Source organism: Pseudomonas sp. DWP3-1-3b3 (genome assembly GCF_049896305.1).
Taxonomy (GTDB): domain Bacteria; phylum Pseudomonadota; class Gammaproteobacteria; order Pseudomonadales; family Pseudomonadaceae; genus Aquipseudomonas; species Aquipseudomonas azotoformans_A.
Genome location: NZ_JAFCUA010000005.1, coordinates 130,887 through 148,319, shown reverse-complemented (window position 1 = coordinate 148,319; position 17,433 = coordinate 130,887). Strand labels below are relative to the sequence as shown.

Genomic DNA, 17,433 nt, shown 5'->3' with positions numbered 1-17,433 from the left:
AGGTCGTTGTGGTGATTTTTGTCGGTTTACAACTGGCTCATCAGGTCGCAGCGATAGTCCTGCAGTTCGCCGGCCGAGCCGAGGTTCAGCTCGCTCAACGTGACATGGGTGCTCAGCAGCACGAAATTGCCATCGGCACGCGGTGCCATCAGCAGGCTGTACTGGCTCATCGAGTCGCCTTGGGCGTCCACATAATCACGCAACACTGCCAGTGGGTCGCGCAGCTCGGCATCGGCCGCCGACAGCAGCCGGGCGCTGTAGGTGTGCCCCATCAACTGCACCGGCAGTGTGCGCCACTGCTCATCCAGCACTTGCTGGTTGAGCGTGCTATAGACGTCCGGGCGCAGGCAGGCGATATGCACGTGCAACTGGTTCTGGGAGCGACCGTAGCGAGAGTTGATCGCCACCGAAACGAACTGATCGGCAATCGGTTTTTTCAAGCCCTCGGACAACACCCGCCGATGTTGCCAGGCCTGTGTGAAGTAATGCGGCAGCAGCTCGCGGCCAAGGGCCGGGTCTTCAATACCGGTGACCTTGTCTGCCGGCATCAGCAGGTTGTGCAGCGGGCCGTTGCGGTCTTTGTACAGGACGTAGCCGCGGTCCAGGTCCACCGCCAGGCAGGGGTCGGGCTTGAGCTGCTGTTGCTGGTGGGGCACACATTGCTGGCTGACAGTCTGCCACAAGGCATCCGGGTTACCCCGCCACTTCCAGGCCCCCACGAGCACCAACCCACAGAGCAAACCACCAGCGATCGTGACTACGGAACCGCGCTTCATGCAAAAACCTCGACGTACAGGGATGTTGTGTGTGTTGCTGGCGACATCCCTGTCGCAGGGTTAACGCTTGGGCGGCGCCAAAAATTCCGGGCCGATCGGATCTTTTATCGTGCTGGCCAGGATACGGTCGATATGCGTCAGGTCTTCGGGCGTCAGGTGCCAGCCGAAGGCTTCCTCGTAGCCTTTCAACTGCTCCGGGCGCCTGGCGCCCCACAGGGCGATGGTCGGGCCTTGATCAAGCACCCAGCGCAGGGCCAGGGCCAGCACCGATTTGCCGTGGCACTCGCGGGCATACATATCCAGCGCGGCCACGGCGGCCAGGTATTGTTCGAAACGCGGCGCCTTGAACTTGGGGTCGAGCTTGCGCACGTCATCGCCAACAAACCGCGTGGCCGAGTGCATGCTGCCGCTCAGTAAACCTCGGCACAGCGGGCCGTAGGCCAACACCACCAGCGAATGCTGCTTGGCGTAGGGCAGGATGTCGCTGTCGATGGCCCGTTCGAACAGGTTATAGGGCGGCTGCACCGTGGCCAGTGAGGTGTACTGGCTGAAATCGTCCATTTGCGCAGAGGAATAGTTACTCACGCCGACCGCGAGGATCTTGCCTTCACGGCGCAGGCGTTCCAGTTCATCGGCGGTTTCTTCCTGGGCCACCAGCGGGTCGGGCCAGTGGATCTGGTACAGGTCGATGTAGTCGGTTTGCAGGCGTACCAGGGAGTCTTCGACTTCCTTGCGGATGCGCTGGGCCGTGGCGTTGCGCCGGGGAGTGCCGGTGTCCCATTGCAGCCCGGCCTTGGTCGCGATCACCGCGCTGTGGCGCACGCCACGCAGGGCCTTGCCGATCAGCTCTTCGGACAGGCCAAAGCCGTACACGGGCGCGGTGTCGATCAAGTTGATACCGATGGCCAGGGCATGGCGCAGCGTGCGGATGGCTTGTTCATTATCCGCCCCGCCCCAGAGGTGCCCGCCCATGGACCAGGTGCCGAGGGCAATCCGCGAGACCGCTTGGTCGATGCCGGCAATTCTGATGGTCTCAACGTGCATAAAAAAATCCCGTGGCGCGCAATAATGCTTAGAAAAACAATTACTCTAAGTCATCTACGGTTGAATCGGGCTCAACGCCGCATGCAGCCGAATTCCCGCTCAAGAGACTTGAAATGGCTGCTTTCAACCGTTCCGAATTGGCTGATCTCAATGTGTTCATGGCGATCATCCGCCGCCGCAGCTTCCGCCACGCCGCCCATGAACTGGGGGTGACCACCTCGGCGTTGAGCCACACCATGCGCAACCTGGAAACCCGCCTGGGCGTCAAGCTGCTCTATCGCACCAGCCGCGCCGTGGAACCCACCGATGCGGGCTCCCTGCTGGCGGAAAAACTCCTCCAGGGGTTTGCCACCATCAAGGACGGCCTAGACACCCTGGAGTTGTACCGCGAGGCACCGATCGGCCGCCTGCGCCTGAATGTGCCACGGGACGCGGCGGTCTTGCTGCTGGCACCGATTCTTGGGGACTTTTGCACGGCGTACCCGCAACTGCGCCTGGACCTGATCGTGCAGGACCAGATGATCGATATCATCGCTGAAGGTTACGACGCGGGTATCCGCTACGGTGCCACCGTGCCTCAGGACATGGTCGCTGTGCCGCTGACGGCTGAGCTGCGCTGGATCATGGTCGCCTCCCCCGCCTATCTCGCCCGACGCGGCACGCCCCAGGCCCCCAAGGACTTGCTGGAGCATGCCTGCATCCGCATGTACCTGGGCGACAAGACCACCTACAAATGGGAATTGGGCAACGGCACACGGCAACAACGCATCGACGTGCCCGGCCACTTCAGCGCGGCCGATACCGAGACTATCGTCAACGCCGCGCTGCAAGGGGTGGGGATTGCCTACTGCCTGTCCAACCGTGTGGAGCAGGAGCTGAACGAGGGCCGCCTGGTGGAGGTGATGCCTGACTGGGCCTGCATGGGCGAGCCGCTGTGCATGTATTACCCCAGCCGGCGCCAGTCACAGCCGGGGTTGCGGCAGTTGATGGATATGATCCGGATGAAAACCATTGGCTCACAGATGATCGAGTGACGCTCAGTCCTGGTTTTCGGTATTGCCCACATCCGCCGCGTCATCCAGATCGTTGAGCGGCACTTCTGCATCGTCCATCAGTGAACCCGGGTCTTCGTTACCTGGGTCGTTGAGTTCATCGTCGAGTTCTTTGGACATGACCGTCTCCTCTAACCGCCTTGGGTGTCGATATCGGCATCGGTTTCAGGCTTGGGCTCAGGCTTGGGCTTGAAGTCTGGACTGTAGTCGTTTTCCTTGGCCTTGGGGTCTTTGGCCGGCACCGGGTCTTTGGGCGCATCCGCACCGGTGGCGGGCTGTTTGTCTGTGCTCATGGTTACCTCTCGGAAAATATCGCCTGGGTAGAGTTAAGGTCATGTCCAGGGCGGTGAAGTTCCATCGGCTTACGACCCTGGGTTGTCGACCTGGATGTAAAACGCATAAGCGGCGAGCAGCACCCAGAACACCATGAACAGCCACGGCGCGCGCATGGAGAACAGCAGCGACTTGCGGTAGCCCTTGTGGGACGACTCCATTTCGGAAAACAGCGGCGATTCGTCGTACGCCATGCCCATCACCGGCTCGCTGCGCAACAACTCGCTTTGCTTGAAGTGCCAGTGGTCGATGATGTCATACGCCGCGCGTATCCCAGGCCAGGCGTTGAGGGAACTGAGGATGCCCAGCGCCGCGAGGAAAATCGGCACCACCACGGTGAACAGCTTGCCCCACTCGGGGTTGAGGTTGCCCATGCCGGAGACGAATGCGATCACCAGGAAGGACTGCGCAGTGAGATAGGCGTCCGTACGGTTGGCGAGAATGGTGGTTTCGTATTGGATTTCACGCCGGTAGAAGTCCAGGCGGTCCTTGGGCGAACCGAAGATCTTGGCGTTGTGTTCGCTGTGATCGGGCAGGCTCGATTCCGGGGTTTCGGGTGAGATGATTCTGGGCACGGCGGTGCTCCATGCAGGTTCGTGTGCTGTTAGAAGAATCGCGGGCGGATGAAGTTCAAGTTTGTTCATGCACCAAGTCGGAGCATGGCGTGCACTGTGGTGAGCATGGGCTTCTGTGGCGAGCGGGCTTGCCCCGCGTTGGGCTGCGCAGCGGCCCCAAGAAAAGCGGGAGCGCTGCGCACTCCAACGCGGGGCAAGCCCGCTCGCCACAAAAGCTCGCTCACGACAGAAGCCTACCCACCACAAAGGGATTGGTATTTTGGGGTTTCCGGCACAAGCATTGCTTTATCCATTCATCTGCCCGGATACAGGAGCATTGGTTACCCCCCGACCCAGAGCCGACCCCATAAGAAAGTAAGGACCAGGCCCATTGGCACCCACCGCCACGGGCTCATAAAAAATGCGTTTTTTGAAACGGCAGTGCCACCTGTTCCCCTCGGCACTGACAAGGTACTGGAATGGCTCGATCTTTCTTTGATGAAATGAATGACGCAAACGGCGTGTGCCGTGCGCATTACCAGGATTTCTCCCGCTGGCTGGCGAATACGCCGCCGGAGCTGCTGGCCCAGCGTCGCCGTGAAGCCGATTTGCTGTTCCACCGCGCCGGAATCACCTTCACCTTGTATGGCGACGAGCAAGACACCGAGCGCCTGATCCCCTTCGACATCATCCCGCGCAGCATCCCCGCCAGTGAGTGGAGCGTGATCGAACGCGGCTGTATCCAGCGCGTCAACGCGCTGAACATGTTCCTCGCCGACATCTACCACGACCAGCGCATTATCAAGGCCGGGATCATTCCCGCAGACCAGGTGCTGGGCAACGAGGGTTACCAGAAGGCCATGGTCGGCCTGGACCTGCACCGCGACATCTATTCGCACATCTCCGGCGTGGACCTGGTGCGCGATGGCGACGGCACCTACTACGTGCTGGAAGACAACCTGCGCACCCCCAGCGGTGTGAGCTATATGCTCGAAGACCGCAAGATGATGATGCGCCTGTTCCCCGAGGTGTTCGCCAAGCAGCGCATCGCACCGGTGGACCACTACCCCAACCTGCTGCTCAAGACCCTGAAAAGCTCAAGTCGCCTGGACAACCCCAACGTGGTGGTGCTGACGCCCGGTCGCTTCAACAGCGCGTTCTTCGAGCATGCGTTTCTGGCCCGTGAAATGGGCGTTGAGTTGGTAGAAGGTGCGGACCTGTTCGTGCAGGACCTCAAGGTGTTCATGCGTACCACCGACGGCCCCAAGCCGGTGGATGTGATTTACCGGCGTATCGACGACGCCTTTCTCGATCCCAAGGCCTTCAACCCCGAGTCGATGCTCGGCGTGCCCGGCCTGGTCGCCGCCTATTGCGCTGGCAATGTGGTGCTGGCCAATGCCATCGGCACCGGCGTGGCCGACGACAAATCGATCTACCCCTATGTGCCGGAAATGATCCGTTTCTACCTGGACGAAGAACCGGTGTTACAGAACGTACCGACTTTCCAGTGCCGTAAGCCGGATGAACTGTCCCACGTGCTGGCCAACCTGCCGGAACTGGTGGTCAAGGAAACCCAGGGCTCCGGCGGTTACGGCATGCTGGTCGGCCCGGCCTCCAGCGCCGCCGAGATTGAGGATTTCCGCCAACGCATCAAGGCCAGGCCCCACGCCTACATCGCCCAGCCGACGTTGAGCCTCTCCACCTGCCCGACCTTTGTCGAAAACGGCATTGCCCCACGGCATATCGACCTGCGGCCGTTTGTACTCTCGGGCAAGGAAACCCGCCTGGTGCCCGGTGGCCTCACCCGTGTGGCGCTGAAGGAAGGCTCGTTGATCGTCAACTCGTCGCAAGGCGGCGGAACCAAGGACACCTGGGTGGTGGAGGGCTGAGTATGTTGAGTAGAACCGCCGCAGATCTGTACTGGATGTCCCGTTACCTGGAGCGCGCCGAGAACCTGGCGCGCATGCTCGAAGTCAGTTATTCCCTGTCGTTGATGCCCCAGGCCGGGCGCAGTGACGGCCTGGATGAGCTGGCCATGTCCTTGCTCAGCAGCGGCACCCTGGACAGTTACCTGGAGCGCCATAAACAGCTGGACGCCGAGCGCATGCTGCACTTTTTCGCCCTCGACGAAGAAAACCCGGCGAGCATCTACAACTGCCTGCGCGCCGCACGCGGCAATGCCCACGCGGTACGCGGGCGCATCACCGCCGACATGTGGGAAAACCTCAACGCCACCTGGCTGGAAATGCGCAGCATCGCCGCCGGCGGCCTGGCCCGGCATGGCATCAGTCACTTCTGTGATTGGGTCAAGCAGCGCTCGCACCTGTTCCGGGGGGCGACGTCCGGGACGATCATGCGCAATGACGCCTATCGGTTTATCCGCCTCGGCACCTTTGTCGAGCGCGCCGACAACACCCTGCGCCTGCTGGATGCGCGCTACGAGATGTTTGGCGAGGAGTCGGAAGAAGTCAGCGACTTGTCGGCACGCGGTTATTACCAGTGGAGCGCCCTGCTCCGCGCGTTGTCGTCGTTCGAGGCGTATACCGAGCTGTACCCGAATGCATTGAATGCCCGCTCCGTGTCCGAGTTGCTGCTGTTGCGCAGTGATGTGCCGCGTTCGTTGCATGCCTGCATCGAAGAACTGAGCCATATCCTGGCGGACCTGCCCGGCAGTTATGGGCGCACGGCGCAGCGTTTGGCGGCAGAGTTCGAGGCGCGGCTGAGGTATACCGGGATCGACGAGATTCTTGAGGAGGGATTGCACGCCCGTCTCACGGACTTTATCGACACCGTGCGCGAGTTGGCGCGGGCGATTCACAGCTCGTACCTGGAGATGGTCTAAGTGCGCTTAGGTCACTTATCTGTAAGTTAGGGTGATTGACCCTGTTTGGATACCGCTCTTATGTTGGGCAGGTGAAATACCTTCCCACCATAAGAACAGGTACAGAACATGTCCGAACTCACGCTCAACACTGCAGCGGCACACACCCTGCAACGCTGGCATGCCATGTTGGCCAATCGTGACCTCAAGGCCCTGCCCGAACTGTTGGCGCCCGACGCCGTCTTCCGCTCACCTATGGCTCATACGCCCTACCCTGGCGCGCCAGTGGTGTCGATGATCCTCAATACGGTGATCAACGTCTTCGAAGACTTTACTTATCACCGTGAACTCGCTACCGGCGATGGCCTGAGTGTGGTGCTGGAATTCAGCGCGCGCGTGGGCGACAAGCAGCTCAAGGGCATCGACCTGATCCGCTTCAACGAACACGGGCAGATCATCGAGTTTGAAGTGATGGTCCGCCCGTTGAGCGGGCTGCAAGCCCTGGGTGAGGAAATGGGCCGGCGCCTGGCACCTTACCTGACCAAGGCCAAAGGCTGATTACTGGTTTTTCACCAGCACCGGCTCGGCGCTGTATTGCGTCGGAAACAGCTTTTTCAGTTGCGCCACTTTCGGCAGGTCGTTGATCACAATGTAGGGGTAGGACGGGTTCTCGGTGAGAAAGTCCTGATGGTAGGACTCCGCCGGGTAGAACGCCTTGCCCATCTCGATTTTCGTGACGATGGGTTTGCCGAACGCGTTGGCCTCTTCCAGTTGAGCGATGTAGGCCTGGGCGACTTTTTGCTGCTCCGCGTTCTGCGCGAAGATTGCAGATCGGTATTGGGTGCCGGTGTCCGGCCCCTGGCGGTTGAGTTCGGTGGGGTTGTGGGCGACCGAGAAGTAGATCTGCAGCAGCTTGCCGTAGCTGACTTTACTCGGGTCGTAGGTGACGGACACGGACTCGGCGTGGCCGGTATCGCCTTCACTGACGGCTTCATATTGGGCGGTACTCGCCGCCCCACCGTCGTAGCCGGATACAGCGTTTTTCACCCCTTGCACGTGCTGGAATACCCCCTGCACGCCCCAGAAACAGCCACCGGCGAACACGGCGGTTTGCAGGTTGCCTGAGGTTGCAGGCAGGTCCAGGGCCGGCGGCGCGATGACAACGGCATCGTCGGAGGCGCCGAAGGAGAAGGCAGAGCTTTGGCCGACGAAGGCGGCGAAGGCCAGTGCGGGCAGGTATTTGAATACATTCATGACAGGCACTCCGGGTTAACCAAAGGTAAAGGCATACGCCGACACGTTGGGGTCAAGGAATTCGATGGTGAAGGTGCGGTCCTGCACGGCGCCCGGCTGACGCACAAGCTGGTACAAGCGTTGTTCGGTGACGGTGCCGCTACCATCCGGGGCCACGTCGGTGCCATGGGCGTCGGCTGGGGCCTGGCCATCGATCGTGACTTTGAAGCGCACCGGTTTTCCATCGGCGCCAGGACCCAGTACCAGATGCAGGTCGCGGGCATGGAAGCGGTAGACGATGCGCCCGCCGGCCTGGTCGAGGGTGACCTGCTGGCCGCCGACGTTCCATTGGCCTTCCAGGGTCCAGTTGTTGAGGGCCAGGGGGCCGGATTTGACGAAGTTCTCGGCACGCTGGGCGCCCAGGTAGGTTTCCGGCGATTGCACTTCGTTCATGTCCGGCGCTTGCTGCACGCCCTTGGCGTCGGCTTCGATCAAGCCGCCAGCGACGTGCTGGGCACCGGCTTCACGCAGCAACTGTTGGATCACCCGCTCCGACTCCGCATAGTCGCCCTCGCCAAAGTGGTGATAGCGGATCTGGCCCTTGGCATCGGCAAAGTAATGGGCCGGCCAGTACTGGTTGTTGAACGCGCGCCAGACCTTGTAGTTGTTGTCGATGGCCACCGGGTAGGTAATGCCCAGGTCCTTCATGGCCTTGGTCACGTTGTTCACGTCGCGTTCAAAGGCGAATTCCGGCGCGTGCACGCCAATCACCACCAGGCCCTGGTCGCGGTATTTCTCGGCCCAGGCTTTCACATAGGGCAAGGTGCGCAGGCAGTTGATGCAGGAGTAGGTCCAGAAATCCACCAGCACCACCTTGCCCTTGAGCGCTTCGGCGCGAAGGGGCGGGCTGTTGAGCCATTGCACGGCGCCGTCCAGGGGCGGCAGCGCACCTTCGATGGGCAGTGTGTCGCTGTGGTTGGCGGCGGCCATCATTGCGCCCCCCGCCATCATCGCCCCGCCCTTTTGTTCCGGCTTGGCGCTGAGGGTGTCTACCAGGCGTTGCTCCAGGCCGCCGGTGGAGGCAGTCGATAACCGCGATAGCACGCCGGTGTCCAGGCCCAGCGCAATGGCGGCCACCCCGGCCAGCATCAGCGCACCCAGGCCTCGGCGCAGCCATTCACCGGCACCCAGGGACTTTTTCATTAAACCAAAGACTTTACCGCCGACCATCAAGGCCAGCGCGAGGGAGGTGGCAGCCCCGGCGGCGTAAGCCAGCAAGAGCAAGGTAGTGCCGATGCTGGCGCCCTGCAAGGCGGCGCCGGTGAGCACCAGCCCCAGGATCGGCCCGGCGCACGGCGCCCACAGCAACCCGGTGGCGACGCCGATCAGGAACGATGCACCCGGACGCGGCCTGGCGTCGGCCCCGGCCGCTTCCGACAAGCGACTGCCGGCGGCCACCAACGGGCGTGTCAGACGTTCCGACAGCTGCGGCAGCAATAGCGTTAAGCCGAACAGCGCAACGCACAGCAACGCGAGCCAGCGACCGTACTGATTGACTTGCACCACCCAACCGCCGCCCACCGCCGCGAGCGTTGCCACCAGGGCGAATGTCACCGCCATCCCCGCTAACAGCGGCAAGCCACTGCGCAAAAACGGCTGCCCGGTGCGAGCGAAGACAAAAGGCAGAACAGGCAGGATGCACGGGCTGACGATTGTCAGCACGCCGCCCAGGTACGCGAGAACCAGAAGCCACATGGCAGGGAACCTTATAAGAGAAAGACATCGGCTTAAGCCGCCGTGAACGTCATGGCGGCGCCATTCATGCAGTAGCGCAGGCCGGTGGGTTGCGGACCGTCATCGAACACGTGCCCTTGGTGGCCGCCGCAGCGACGGCAGTGGATTTCCTTGCGCACCACGCCGTAGGACGTATCCCTGCGACTGGCAACGGCGTTGTCCAGGGGCTGCCAGAAGCTCGGCCAGCCAGTGTGGCTGTTGAATTTGGTGGCTGAGGAAAACAGCGGCAACGCACAACCGGCGCAGGCGAAGGTGCCCGCACGGTGTTCGTCGTTCAGCACGCTGGTGTAAGGACGCTCGGTGCCCTCCTCGCGCAGGATTTCGTACTGTTCGGCAGTGAGCAGGCTGCGCCATTGCGCGTCGGTGTGAGTGACTTCGAAGGGTTCGGCGGCTTCGGCTTCGGTGACCAGGTCGAGCTGTTTGAGCAGGCCACCGGCCAGGACGGCGACACCCAGTCCGCCACTGGCGAGGAGTAATTGTCGGCGTGAGTACATGGGGCATTCCTCCATAAACATTGAAACCATCCTGAGCCCTGGCCGGTCGCGGAATCCTCACGCAGAGTTAAACAATTCGTGATAACTACACTGTTGCAAAACCCGCACAATGCGCGGACTACAAGCGAAGGTTTCTCTTACATGGATCAGCCAAAACGTGTCCTGGTGGTTGAGGACGATGCCCATATCGCCGACCTGATCTGCCTGCACCTGCGTGATGAACAATTCCAGGTGGTGCACAGCGCCGACGGCACCGAAGGCCTGCGCCTGCTGGAGCAAGGCGGCTGGGACGCGCTGATCCTCGACCTGATGCTGCCCGGCGTCGACGGCCTGGAGATCTGCCGCCGCGCCCGTGCCATGACGCGCTACACACCGATCATCATCACCAGCGCGCGCTCCAGCGAACTGCACCGCATCCTCGGCCTGGAGCTGGGCGCAGATGACTACCTCGCTAAACCCTTTTCCATGCCGGAACTGGTTGCTCGCGTAAAGGCGCTGTTACGCCGGGTCGACGCCATGGCGCGTAACCTGAAGATGGACGCCGGCAGCCTCGATCTGGGCCAACTGTTCATCAACCCGCTGACCCGCGACGCCACCCTGCAAGGCCAGCGCCTGGACCTCACCCCTCGGGAATTCGACCTGCTGTACTTCTTCGCCCGCCAGCCGGGCAAGGTGTTCTCACGCATGGACCTGCTCAATGCGGTGTGGGGCTACAGCCATGAGGGTTATGAACACACGGTGAACACCCATATCAACCGCCTGCGCGCCAAGGTCGAAGACGACCCGGCCAACCCGGCGCGCATCCTCACGGTGTGGGGTCGTGGCTACAAATTTGCCGAGAGCCCACCATGAAACTGACCCTGACCCAGCGCCTGTCGGTGGTGTTCGCTGTGTTGCTGCTGATCTGCAGCGGCACCTCGGCCTGGTTGCAGGTGCGCTCCAACCGCATGCATGAGTTGGAGGTGGTGCAAGGCCTGTCCCGCGACCTGGCGGCGCACATTGCCCGCGATACACAACTGATGGACGCCGATGGCCTCAAGCCCGACGCCGTGCGCAACCTGTTCAGCCAGTTGATGCTGGTCAACCCGAGTGTCGAGGTGTACCTGCTCGACATCGACGGCCGCGTGGTCGGCAACGCCGCGCCCAGTGGTCACTTGCTGCGTGATCGGGTCGACCTCGCACCCGTGCGACGTTTCCTGGCCGGGTTCATGCTGCCGATCCTCGGCGATGACCCGCGCAGCCTCGATGGGCGCAAGGTGTTCAGCGCGGCGCCCCTCATGGCAGGCGGTCAGCAGACCGGTTTCCTGTATGTGGTGCTGCTCGGCGAGGCCCACGACGTGTATGACGCCAAGGATGCCACCGGCATGGCGTTGAAGATCGCGCTGTGGTCCATCGGTCTGGTCGCCCTGCTCTGCTTGTTGGCCGGCCTGATTGCGTTCGCCTGGATCACCCGACCGCTGCGCCAGTTGACCGACAAAGTCGGCCAGTTCGACATCAATGGCGCACCGAAAGCGGCTGAAACCGCTGCGCCGGAACTGACCAGCGGCGATGAAATCGCTGTGCTCGACCACGCCTTCGTGCAGATGGAAAACCGCCTGGGCGAACAATGGCGCGCCATCACCCATCAGGACCAGGAACGTCGCGAAATGGTCGCGAATATCTCCCACGACCTGCGTACGCCGTTGGCCTCGCTGCATGGTTACCTGGAAACCCTGTCGCTCAAGGATGCCAGCCTCAGCCCCGAAGAACGCCGCCGTTACCTCGGCATTGCTCTGGACCAGAGCCGCAAGGTTGGCGGTCTGGCCCAATCATTGCTGGAGCTGGTGCGTCTGGAACACGGTTTTGTCCAGCCGGTGATCGAAGGGTTTTCATTACCTGATTTGGTGCAGGACATCTTCCAGAAATTTGAACTGACCGCCGAAGCACGCGGTATTACGCTCACCGCGACCTTGCCGCCGCAAGTGCCCACGGTGCTGGCGGACCTGGGCCTGATCGAGCGAGTGCTGACCAACCTGCTGGATAACGCCCTGCGTCATACACCGGTGAACGGCGAAATCGAGGTGACGTTGTCGCCGGAACCCAATGCTGTCGCCATCACCGTCAGCGACAGCGGCCCAGGCATCGACGCCGAGCTGCGCGAAGGCTTGTTCCTGCGCGCGTTTACCATTGGCGGTGCCCGGCGCGACGGTGGCCTGGGCCTGCGCATCGTGCACCGCATCCTGCAACTGCATGGGCGCAGCATCCGCCTGGTGGATCAACCGGGTCGAGGGGCAACCTTTACGTTTTCCCTAGAAACCCGAGCATCAGCGCGTTGACCTTTTGGGCTTGTTCGTTCTGGATCCAGTGACCACAGTTGGCCAACACGTGCTGCTCAAGCTGCGGCACTGAATCCGGCATGCGCTTGAGCGTGTGCGCCTCGAAGACCCCGACCGGGTCGCGGTCGCCGATCAGGAACAACGTGGGTTGCAGGACCTGCTGCCCCGCCAGGCTTTCAGTGCGTTGCCAGTTGCGTTCAAAGTTGCGATACCAGTTCAGCGGGCCACGAAAACCGTGCTCGGCAAAGGTGTTCACATACACGTCCAAGTCCGCCTGGGAACACCAATGCGGCAATGCACCGGGCGCCGACACGCCTTCGAGCAAGGTGGCGCTGGCTGGCTTGCGCTGCAGAAACACATCCTGGTCCTGCATGAACAGGCGCAAAGTCCGTTCGATATCAGCATTCAACTCCTGCTCGGCAACGCCCGGCGCCTGGAAATACAGGATGTAGTTGAAGCGATCAGCATACAGCTCGCGCATGATTTCGATCACCGGCCGCCGTGCGCGCCCAGCGAACGGGACTGACATCGTGATCAAGTGTGTGACACGCTCAGGCTCAAGCAACGCCAAGTGCCAAGCCACCACAGCGCCCCAGTCATGGCCAGCCATCACCACCTGCGTATGGCCAAAATGGGCCATGGCTTGTTGGATATCGCCGCATAGGGTCAACAGGTCATAGTCGGCAACTTCACTGGGCGAACTTGTCTGGCCATAACCACGCATTTGCGGCGCAAATACGCGATAACCCGCCGCTGCCAGTGCGGGAATCTGTTCGCGCCAGGAGTGCCAGCACTCAGGGAAACCGTGAAGCAACCAGATCGGCGTCCCCTGTTCTGGGCCCGCAATATGAACGCTTAACTCAATACCGTTGACGCTGATGAGGTGCTGGCGCATGGGCATGACCTATTTGAAGGTTTTCCCCAGCGTGGACCCTGGCAGCTCAAGCCGCCAGCATCATTGACGACAGGAATGACTCAAGCCACCGCCCACCAGCGCGGCAGCAATTGACGTACCCGTGCCTCGCCAAATCGGTCATCGATCAACATCACCACGCCCTGGTCCTGCTGACTGCGGATCACCCGGCCCGCCGCCTGCACGACTTTCTGGATGCCGGGGTACAGGTAGGTGTAGTCGTAGCCCGCACCGAAGATCGCACCCATGCGCAACTTCATCTGTTCGTTGACCGGGTTCAACTGGGGCAGGCCAAGGGTGGCAATGAATGCGCCGATCAAACGGGTTCCGGGCAAGTCGATGCCCTCGCCGAACGCGCCGCCCAGCACGGCAAACCCGATGCCCTGGCTGTGCTCGGCGAATTGGTCCAGAAAGGCTTGGCGCTCGCCCTCGGCCATGCCGCGTGACTGTTGCCACAGCGCGATTTCCGGATGCCGCTCGGCCAGTAACTGCGCCACCTGCTGCAGATAATCAAAACTCGAGAAAAACGCCAGGTAGTTGCCCGGCTGTTGCAGGTACTGGCGAGCGATCAACGCAACGATCGGCTCCAGCGAGGCCCCGCGATGCACGAAGCGCGTGGAGATTGCATCGACGATATGCACCTGCAACTGCTCGGCCTTGAACGGCGACTCCACATCGATCCACGCCGTATCAGCGGGCAGGCCCAGCAAATCCGCGTAGTAATGACGGGGGCTCAGGGTCGCGGAAAACAACACGCTGCTGCGGGCCGCCGTCAACCGTGGGCGGATGAACTCGGCAGGCACCACGTTGCGCAGGCACAGGGTCGAGCTGCTGCGCTTGCCGCCGAGCTGGCGCTTGCTGATGTCGAAAATGAAATGTTCGTTGAACAGCTCGGCGACCTTGCCGAATTGCAGCACCTCGAAATAGAAATTTTGCAGGTCGCCGCTTAGGGATTCGGGGTGATCGTTGAAGTATTCGCCCATGGCGCTCGCGCACAGGCTCAGGGCCTGCAGCAGTTTCTCGGGGCGGACGCTGTACGCCTGGTACGGCGCGAATTGGTCTTTATGCAGCGCGTTCCACTCACGGTTGAGGCGCTGCAAGGGCTTCTTCAAGGGCTCGGGGGCTGTGTCGCGCAGGGTCTTGAGGTGGTACTGGTCGAGGCTGGCGCTGTACATCGAGCGGGCCCGCTCGACCAGGTTGTGCGCCTCGTCCACCAGCACGGCTGCGCGCCACTGGTTGAGCTGGGCCAGGCCGAACAGCATGGCGCCAAAATCGAAGTAATAGTTGTAGTCGGCGACCACCAGGTCGGCCCAGCGCGCCATTTCCTGGCTCAGGTAATAGGGGCAGACGTCATGGGCCAGGGCGACCCCGCGCAGGCTGCGCTGATCGAGCAGGCGCACCTTGGCGGCGGCGATGCGTGCGGCGGGCAAACGGTCGTAGAAACCCTTGGCCAAAGGGCAGGAATCGCCATGACAGGCCTTGTCCAGGTGTTCGCAGGCTTTGTCCCGCGCCACCAGCTCCAGCACACGCAGTGGCAGCTCCGGGCTGCTGGCATGCAGCACCTGGGCGGCATCCAGGGCCAGTTTGCGGCCGGGCGTCTTGGCGGTGAGGAAGAACAGCTTGTCCAGTTGCTGGGGCGCCAGGGCCTTGATCAAGGGGAAAATCGTACCGATGGTCTTGCCGATACCGGTCGGTGCCTGGGCCATCAGGCAACGGCCGGTGCTGACCGCCTTGAACACCGATTCGGCAAGCGAACGCTGGCCAGGACGGAAACCAGCATGGGGAAACGCCAGGGTTTGCGCGGCGCTGTTGCGCGCTTCGCGGTGTGCCATTTCCTGCTCGGCCCAACCGAGGAACAGCGCGCATTGCTGGTTGAAGAAGGGTTCCAGCTCGGCGGCTTGAAAGCGTTGGTTGAGCACTGTCTCGCCTTCGCCGACGATGTCGAAGTACACCAGCGCCAGGTCGATTTCCGCGAGGTTGAGCTTCTGGCACATCAGCCAGCCATACACTTTGACTTGGGCCCAGTGCAATTGCCGATGGTTGGCCGGCTGGGCGTCGAGGTCGCCGCGATAGGTCTTCACTTCTTCCAGACGGTTCGCGTCCGGGTCGTAGCCGTCTGCCCTGCCACGTACCTTGAGCTGCTGGTACTCGCCCTCAAGCGCCACTTCATTCTGGTAGTGCGCGCTGCGCCGCGAGGCGACGGTGCGGTGGCCGACAATGCCTTCCTGGGCACTGGGTGACGGTGTAAAGCGCAGGTCCAGGTCACCGACCTTGGCCGTGAACTCACACAGCGCACGCACGGCAACGTTGTAGCTCAAGCGGACTCTGCCCAACGCACATAACAGACCGTCACCGGCATCTGGTATTCGCCGCAGAATTCCAGCCAGCGCAACTGGTTGTCCTGCAAGCGATCGCCAGGCCCCTTGACCTCGATCATGCGGTAGGTTTTTTGCGCCGGCCAGAACTGGATCAGGTCGGGCATACCGGTGCGGTTGGCACGGATGTCCAGCAGCAGCCGTTCAAACCAGTAGCGCAGGTGTTCGGCGGGCAGGCAGGCCAGGGCCTGTTCCAGCAGCTCTTCGCTGAGCAGGTTCCAGAACACGAACGGTGACTGGATCCCCCACTTGTCGCGGTAACGCTGGCGAATGGTGGCTTTGTAGCGTTCGTCCTGCAATTGCTCGAAACACGCGGCGAACAGCGGTGCACGGCGCTGGTGGAAGTCTTCGCTGTGCAGGTCCGCTGGCCCGCGTTGGAACGGGTGGAAAAATGAGCCCGGCAGCGGCGTAAAGATCACGTCCCAGCACAGCAGGCCGAACAGTGAATTGATCAGCCCGTTTTCAACGTAGTGCACTGGCCCATCGGGCTCGCTGAGGTGGGCCTGCACGCAGTATTCCACCGACATCAGCGGCTCGGGCAGTGCAAGGGCCAGGTCCAGTCGGGTGACCGGACGTGGCTTCGTTTTGGGCAACGCAGGCTCACCCAGTTTGCGGCGCAGGCGTGGCACGACACGCAATAAGTGTTGCTGCTCGGCGGCGCTTTCCGGGGCCTGTTGGGCGGCAGTTGCCAGGACCATGGCTTGGCCGTAGTCCTCCTGGCGCTCCAGCACGCGAATCAATCGTGAGCGGGCACCAGGATAGGTACAGGCGCGGTAAATCTGTTCCGCCAACGCCAACTCGGCAATGCGCTCGCAATATTGACCGACCTGGAACAACAACTTGGCCCGGCGTTTTTCCAGCCAGGGGTTGTCGGTACTCAGGGTTGCGATCCTGGCAAGGACCGCCTCCAACGCTTCACCGGTTTCAAAGGCCTGCTGGCATTGGTGCAGGAACAGAAAGCCGTGCACATCGTCACGGCTGCGCAGCCCACGGGATTCTGCGCAGAATTCGACTTTTTCGTAGGTGTAGATGCCCAGGTCGGCCAGCACGAATTCCGACCAGTCCTGATGCAGGTTGCCGAAGAACATCAGGCGCAGGCGATCACACAATTCCATGACGGTAAGGCTGTACAAGGTGTCGGCAAGGTCCGGACACCAGCTGGCGAAACTGCGGCTGTCGGTGAATTGCGTCGCCAGCCCTTCCAACCAATCGGACTTCTTGCCCTTGGGCTGGTCGATCCAGGGCTTGAACACACCGAGTATCTCGCCTTTTTGCAGCAAGCCGAACAGCGCTTCAAAGGCCAGCAGGGATTGATTGTCGACCCAGCCCAAGGCAAGCAATGGCGCGGCAGCGGCGTGGGTGCAGCCGATCTCCAGGTAATTGAGCTTGCCCGCGCGAAAATGCACACCCTTGCGCATCACCATGCGTACTAAAAGCGCCTGGGAGGGCTGCGGCAACCTGTCAAATTGCTGAATGAAATGCTGTTCGTCCGCATCCAGCAGGTCCGCATAGCGTTGCCCCAGCCAATGCAGGACCTGGCGGAAGTTATGCAGGTAATAGAGCGGGTCTTCGAGGGGGTTGGCCATGGCGTGCAGCGTTCAAATACTGGTTATGCATACAGAGTGCCGTCGCCAAGGCCAGGTTGCAATGGCTAATAGATAAATGGCGCCTGCAACTTTTCACATAAAAGTGATCAGATGGGTGAGCCGATGGCGTAACATTTGTTGCC

Annotated in this window: 17 protein-coding genes; 6 read left to right on the top strand and 11 right to left on the bottom strand. The window is 61.7% G+C overall.

Going from position 1 to position 17,433, the window contains the following annotated elements; all coding sequences use genetic code 11:
• Positions 1-26: 26 nt before the first annotated feature.
• A complete protein-coding gene (locus ACP7BX_RS17005; RefSeq protein WP_177075091.1) occupies positions 27-776 on the bottom strand; it encodes a CDP-diacylglycerol diphosphatase in 750 nt (249 codons plus the stop codon).
• Between the two features lie 60 nt (positions 777-836).
• A complete protein-coding gene (locus ACP7BX_RS17000) occupies positions 837-1,820 on the bottom strand; it encodes an aldo/keto reductase (protein ID WP_426129105.1) in 984 nt (327 codons plus the stop codon).
• A 113-nt stretch (positions 1,821-1,933) separates the two neighbouring features.
• On the opposite strand from ACP7BX_RS17000, the gene ACP7BX_RS16995 reads away from it, so the two are divergent.
• On the top strand, positions 1,934-2,854 hold the full coding sequence (locus ACP7BX_RS16995; RefSeq protein WP_426129107.1) for a LysR family transcriptional regulator: 921 nt from the start codon (positions 1,934-1,936) through the stop codon (positions 2,852-2,854).
• 3 nt (positions 2,855-2,857) lie between these two features.
• On the opposite strand, the gene ACP7BX_RS16990 is transcribed toward ACP7BX_RS16995, so the two are convergent.
• The 3 genes from ACP7BX_RS16990 to ACP7BX_RS16980 all read right to left on the bottom strand — a co-directional run bounded on the left by ACP7BX_RS16990 (position 2,858) and on the right by ACP7BX_RS16980 (position 3,780).
• Positions 2,858-2,992 (bottom strand): hypothetical protein, encoded by a 135-nt coding sequence (locus tag ACP7BX_RS16990; RefSeq protein ID WP_256348987.1) that lies wholly within the window; start codon positions 2,990-2,992, stop codon positions 2,858-2,860.
• Positions 2,993-3,003: 11 nt separating this feature from the next.
• The gene (locus tag ACP7BX_RS16985) at positions 3,004-3,165 is read right to left on the bottom strand and encodes a hypothetical protein (protein WP_010210501.1); all 162 of its coding nucleotides are present in this window, start codon (positions 3,163-3,165) and stop codon (positions 3,004-3,006) included.
• Positions 3,166-3,234: 69 nt separating this feature from the next.
• On the bottom strand, positions 3,235-3,780 hold the full coding sequence (locus ACP7BX_RS16980) for a hypothetical protein (protein WP_033902169.1): 546 nt from the start codon (positions 3,778-3,780) through the stop codon (positions 3,235-3,237).
• 458 nt (positions 3,781-4,238) lie between these two features.
• Between ACP7BX_RS16980 and ACP7BX_RS16975 the strand changes: the two genes are divergently transcribed.
• The 3 genes from ACP7BX_RS16975 to ACP7BX_RS16965 all read left to right on the top strand — a co-directional run bounded on the left by ACP7BX_RS16975 (position 4,239) and on the right by ACP7BX_RS16965 (position 7,138).
• The gene (locus ACP7BX_RS16975) at positions 4,239-5,648 is read left to right on the top strand and encodes a circularly permuted type 2 ATP-grasp protein (RefSeq protein ID WP_028616117.1); all 1,410 of its coding nucleotides are present in this window, start codon (positions 4,239-4,241) and stop codon (positions 5,646-5,648) included.
• A gap of 2 nt (positions 5,649-5,650) precedes the next feature.
• On the top strand, positions 5,651-6,601 hold the full coding sequence (locus tag ACP7BX_RS16970; protein ID WP_016975680.1) for an alpha-E domain-containing protein: 951 nt from the start codon (positions 5,651-5,653) through the stop codon (positions 6,599-6,601).
• 108 nt (positions 6,602-6,709) lie between these two features.
• Entirely contained in the window at positions 6,710-7,138 is a 429-nt protein-coding gene (locus tag ACP7BX_RS16965) for a nuclear transport factor 2 family protein (RefSeq protein ID WP_426131121.1), read from the top strand.
• Here the strand turns inward: ACP7BX_RS16965 and msrA are convergent, their stop codons facing one another.
• From msrA to msrB, 3 genes are read right to left on the bottom strand one after another with little or no spacing between them, the layout of a single operon-like run.
• Positions 7,139-7,834, bottom strand: coding sequence for a peptide-methionine (S)-S-oxide reductase MsrA (gene msrA, locus ACP7BX_RS16960; protein ID WP_426131123.1), 696 nt, complete (start codon positions 7,832-7,834; stop codon positions 7,139-7,141). It lies immediately after the preceding gene.
• Positions 7,835-7,849: 15 nt separating this feature from the next.
• Positions 7,850-9,568: a cytochrome c biogenesis protein DipZ gene (locus ACP7BX_RS16955; protein ID WP_426131124.1), complete on the bottom strand. Its 1,719-nt coding sequence runs from the start codon at positions 9,566-9,568 to the stop codon at positions 7,850-7,852.
• Positions 9,569-9,600: 32 nt separating this feature from the next.
• Entirely contained in the window at positions 9,601-10,101 is a 501-nt protein-coding gene (gene msrB / locus ACP7BX_RS16950; RefSeq protein ID WP_314530064.1) for a peptide-methionine (R)-S-oxide reductase MsrB, read from the bottom strand.
• 141 nt (positions 10,102-10,242) lie between these two features.
• Here msrB and ACP7BX_RS16945 point away from each other — a divergent pair, with 141 nt between their 5' ends.
• Both ACP7BX_RS16945 and ACP7BX_RS16940 read left to right on the top strand, forming a co-directional pair.
• Positions 10,243-10,953 (top strand): response regulator transcription factor, encoded by a 711-nt coding sequence (locus ACP7BX_RS16945; RefSeq protein WP_033902163.1) that lies wholly within the window; start codon positions 10,243-10,245, stop codon positions 10,951-10,953.
• The gene (locus tag ACP7BX_RS16940) at positions 10,950-12,416 is read left to right on the top strand and encodes an ATP-binding protein (protein ID WP_426131125.1); all 1,467 of its coding nucleotides are present in this window, start codon (positions 10,950-10,952) and stop codon (positions 12,414-12,416) included. Before ACP7BX_RS16945 ends, ACP7BX_RS16940 begins: the two co-directional genes overlap by 4 nt.
• On the opposite strand, the gene ACP7BX_RS16935 is transcribed toward ACP7BX_RS16940, so the two are convergent.
• The 3 genes from ACP7BX_RS16935 to ACP7BX_RS16925 all read right to left on the bottom strand — a co-directional run bounded on the left by ACP7BX_RS16935 (position 12,379) and on the right by ACP7BX_RS16925 (position 17,290).
• Positions 12,379-13,311, bottom strand: a complete 933-nt coding sequence (locus ACP7BX_RS16935; RefSeq protein WP_426131126.1) for an alpha/beta fold hydrolase — start codon at positions 13,309-13,311, stop codon at positions 12,379-12,381. The genes ACP7BX_RS16940 and ACP7BX_RS16935 overlap by 38 nt on opposite strands.
• A gap of 80 nt (positions 13,312-13,391) precedes the next feature.
• The gene (locus ACP7BX_RS16930; RefSeq protein WP_426131127.1) at positions 13,392-15,647 is read right to left on the bottom strand and encodes an ATP-dependent DNA helicase; all 2,256 of its coding nucleotides are present in this window, start codon (positions 15,645-15,647) and stop codon (positions 13,392-13,394) included.
• A complete protein-coding gene (locus tag ACP7BX_RS16925; protein WP_426131128.1) occupies positions 15,644-17,290 on the bottom strand; it encodes a VRR-NUC domain-containing protein in 1,647 nt (548 codons plus the stop codon). Before ACP7BX_RS16925 ends, ACP7BX_RS16930 begins: the two co-directional genes overlap by 4 nt.
• Positions 17,291-17,433: the final 143 nt, after the last annotated feature.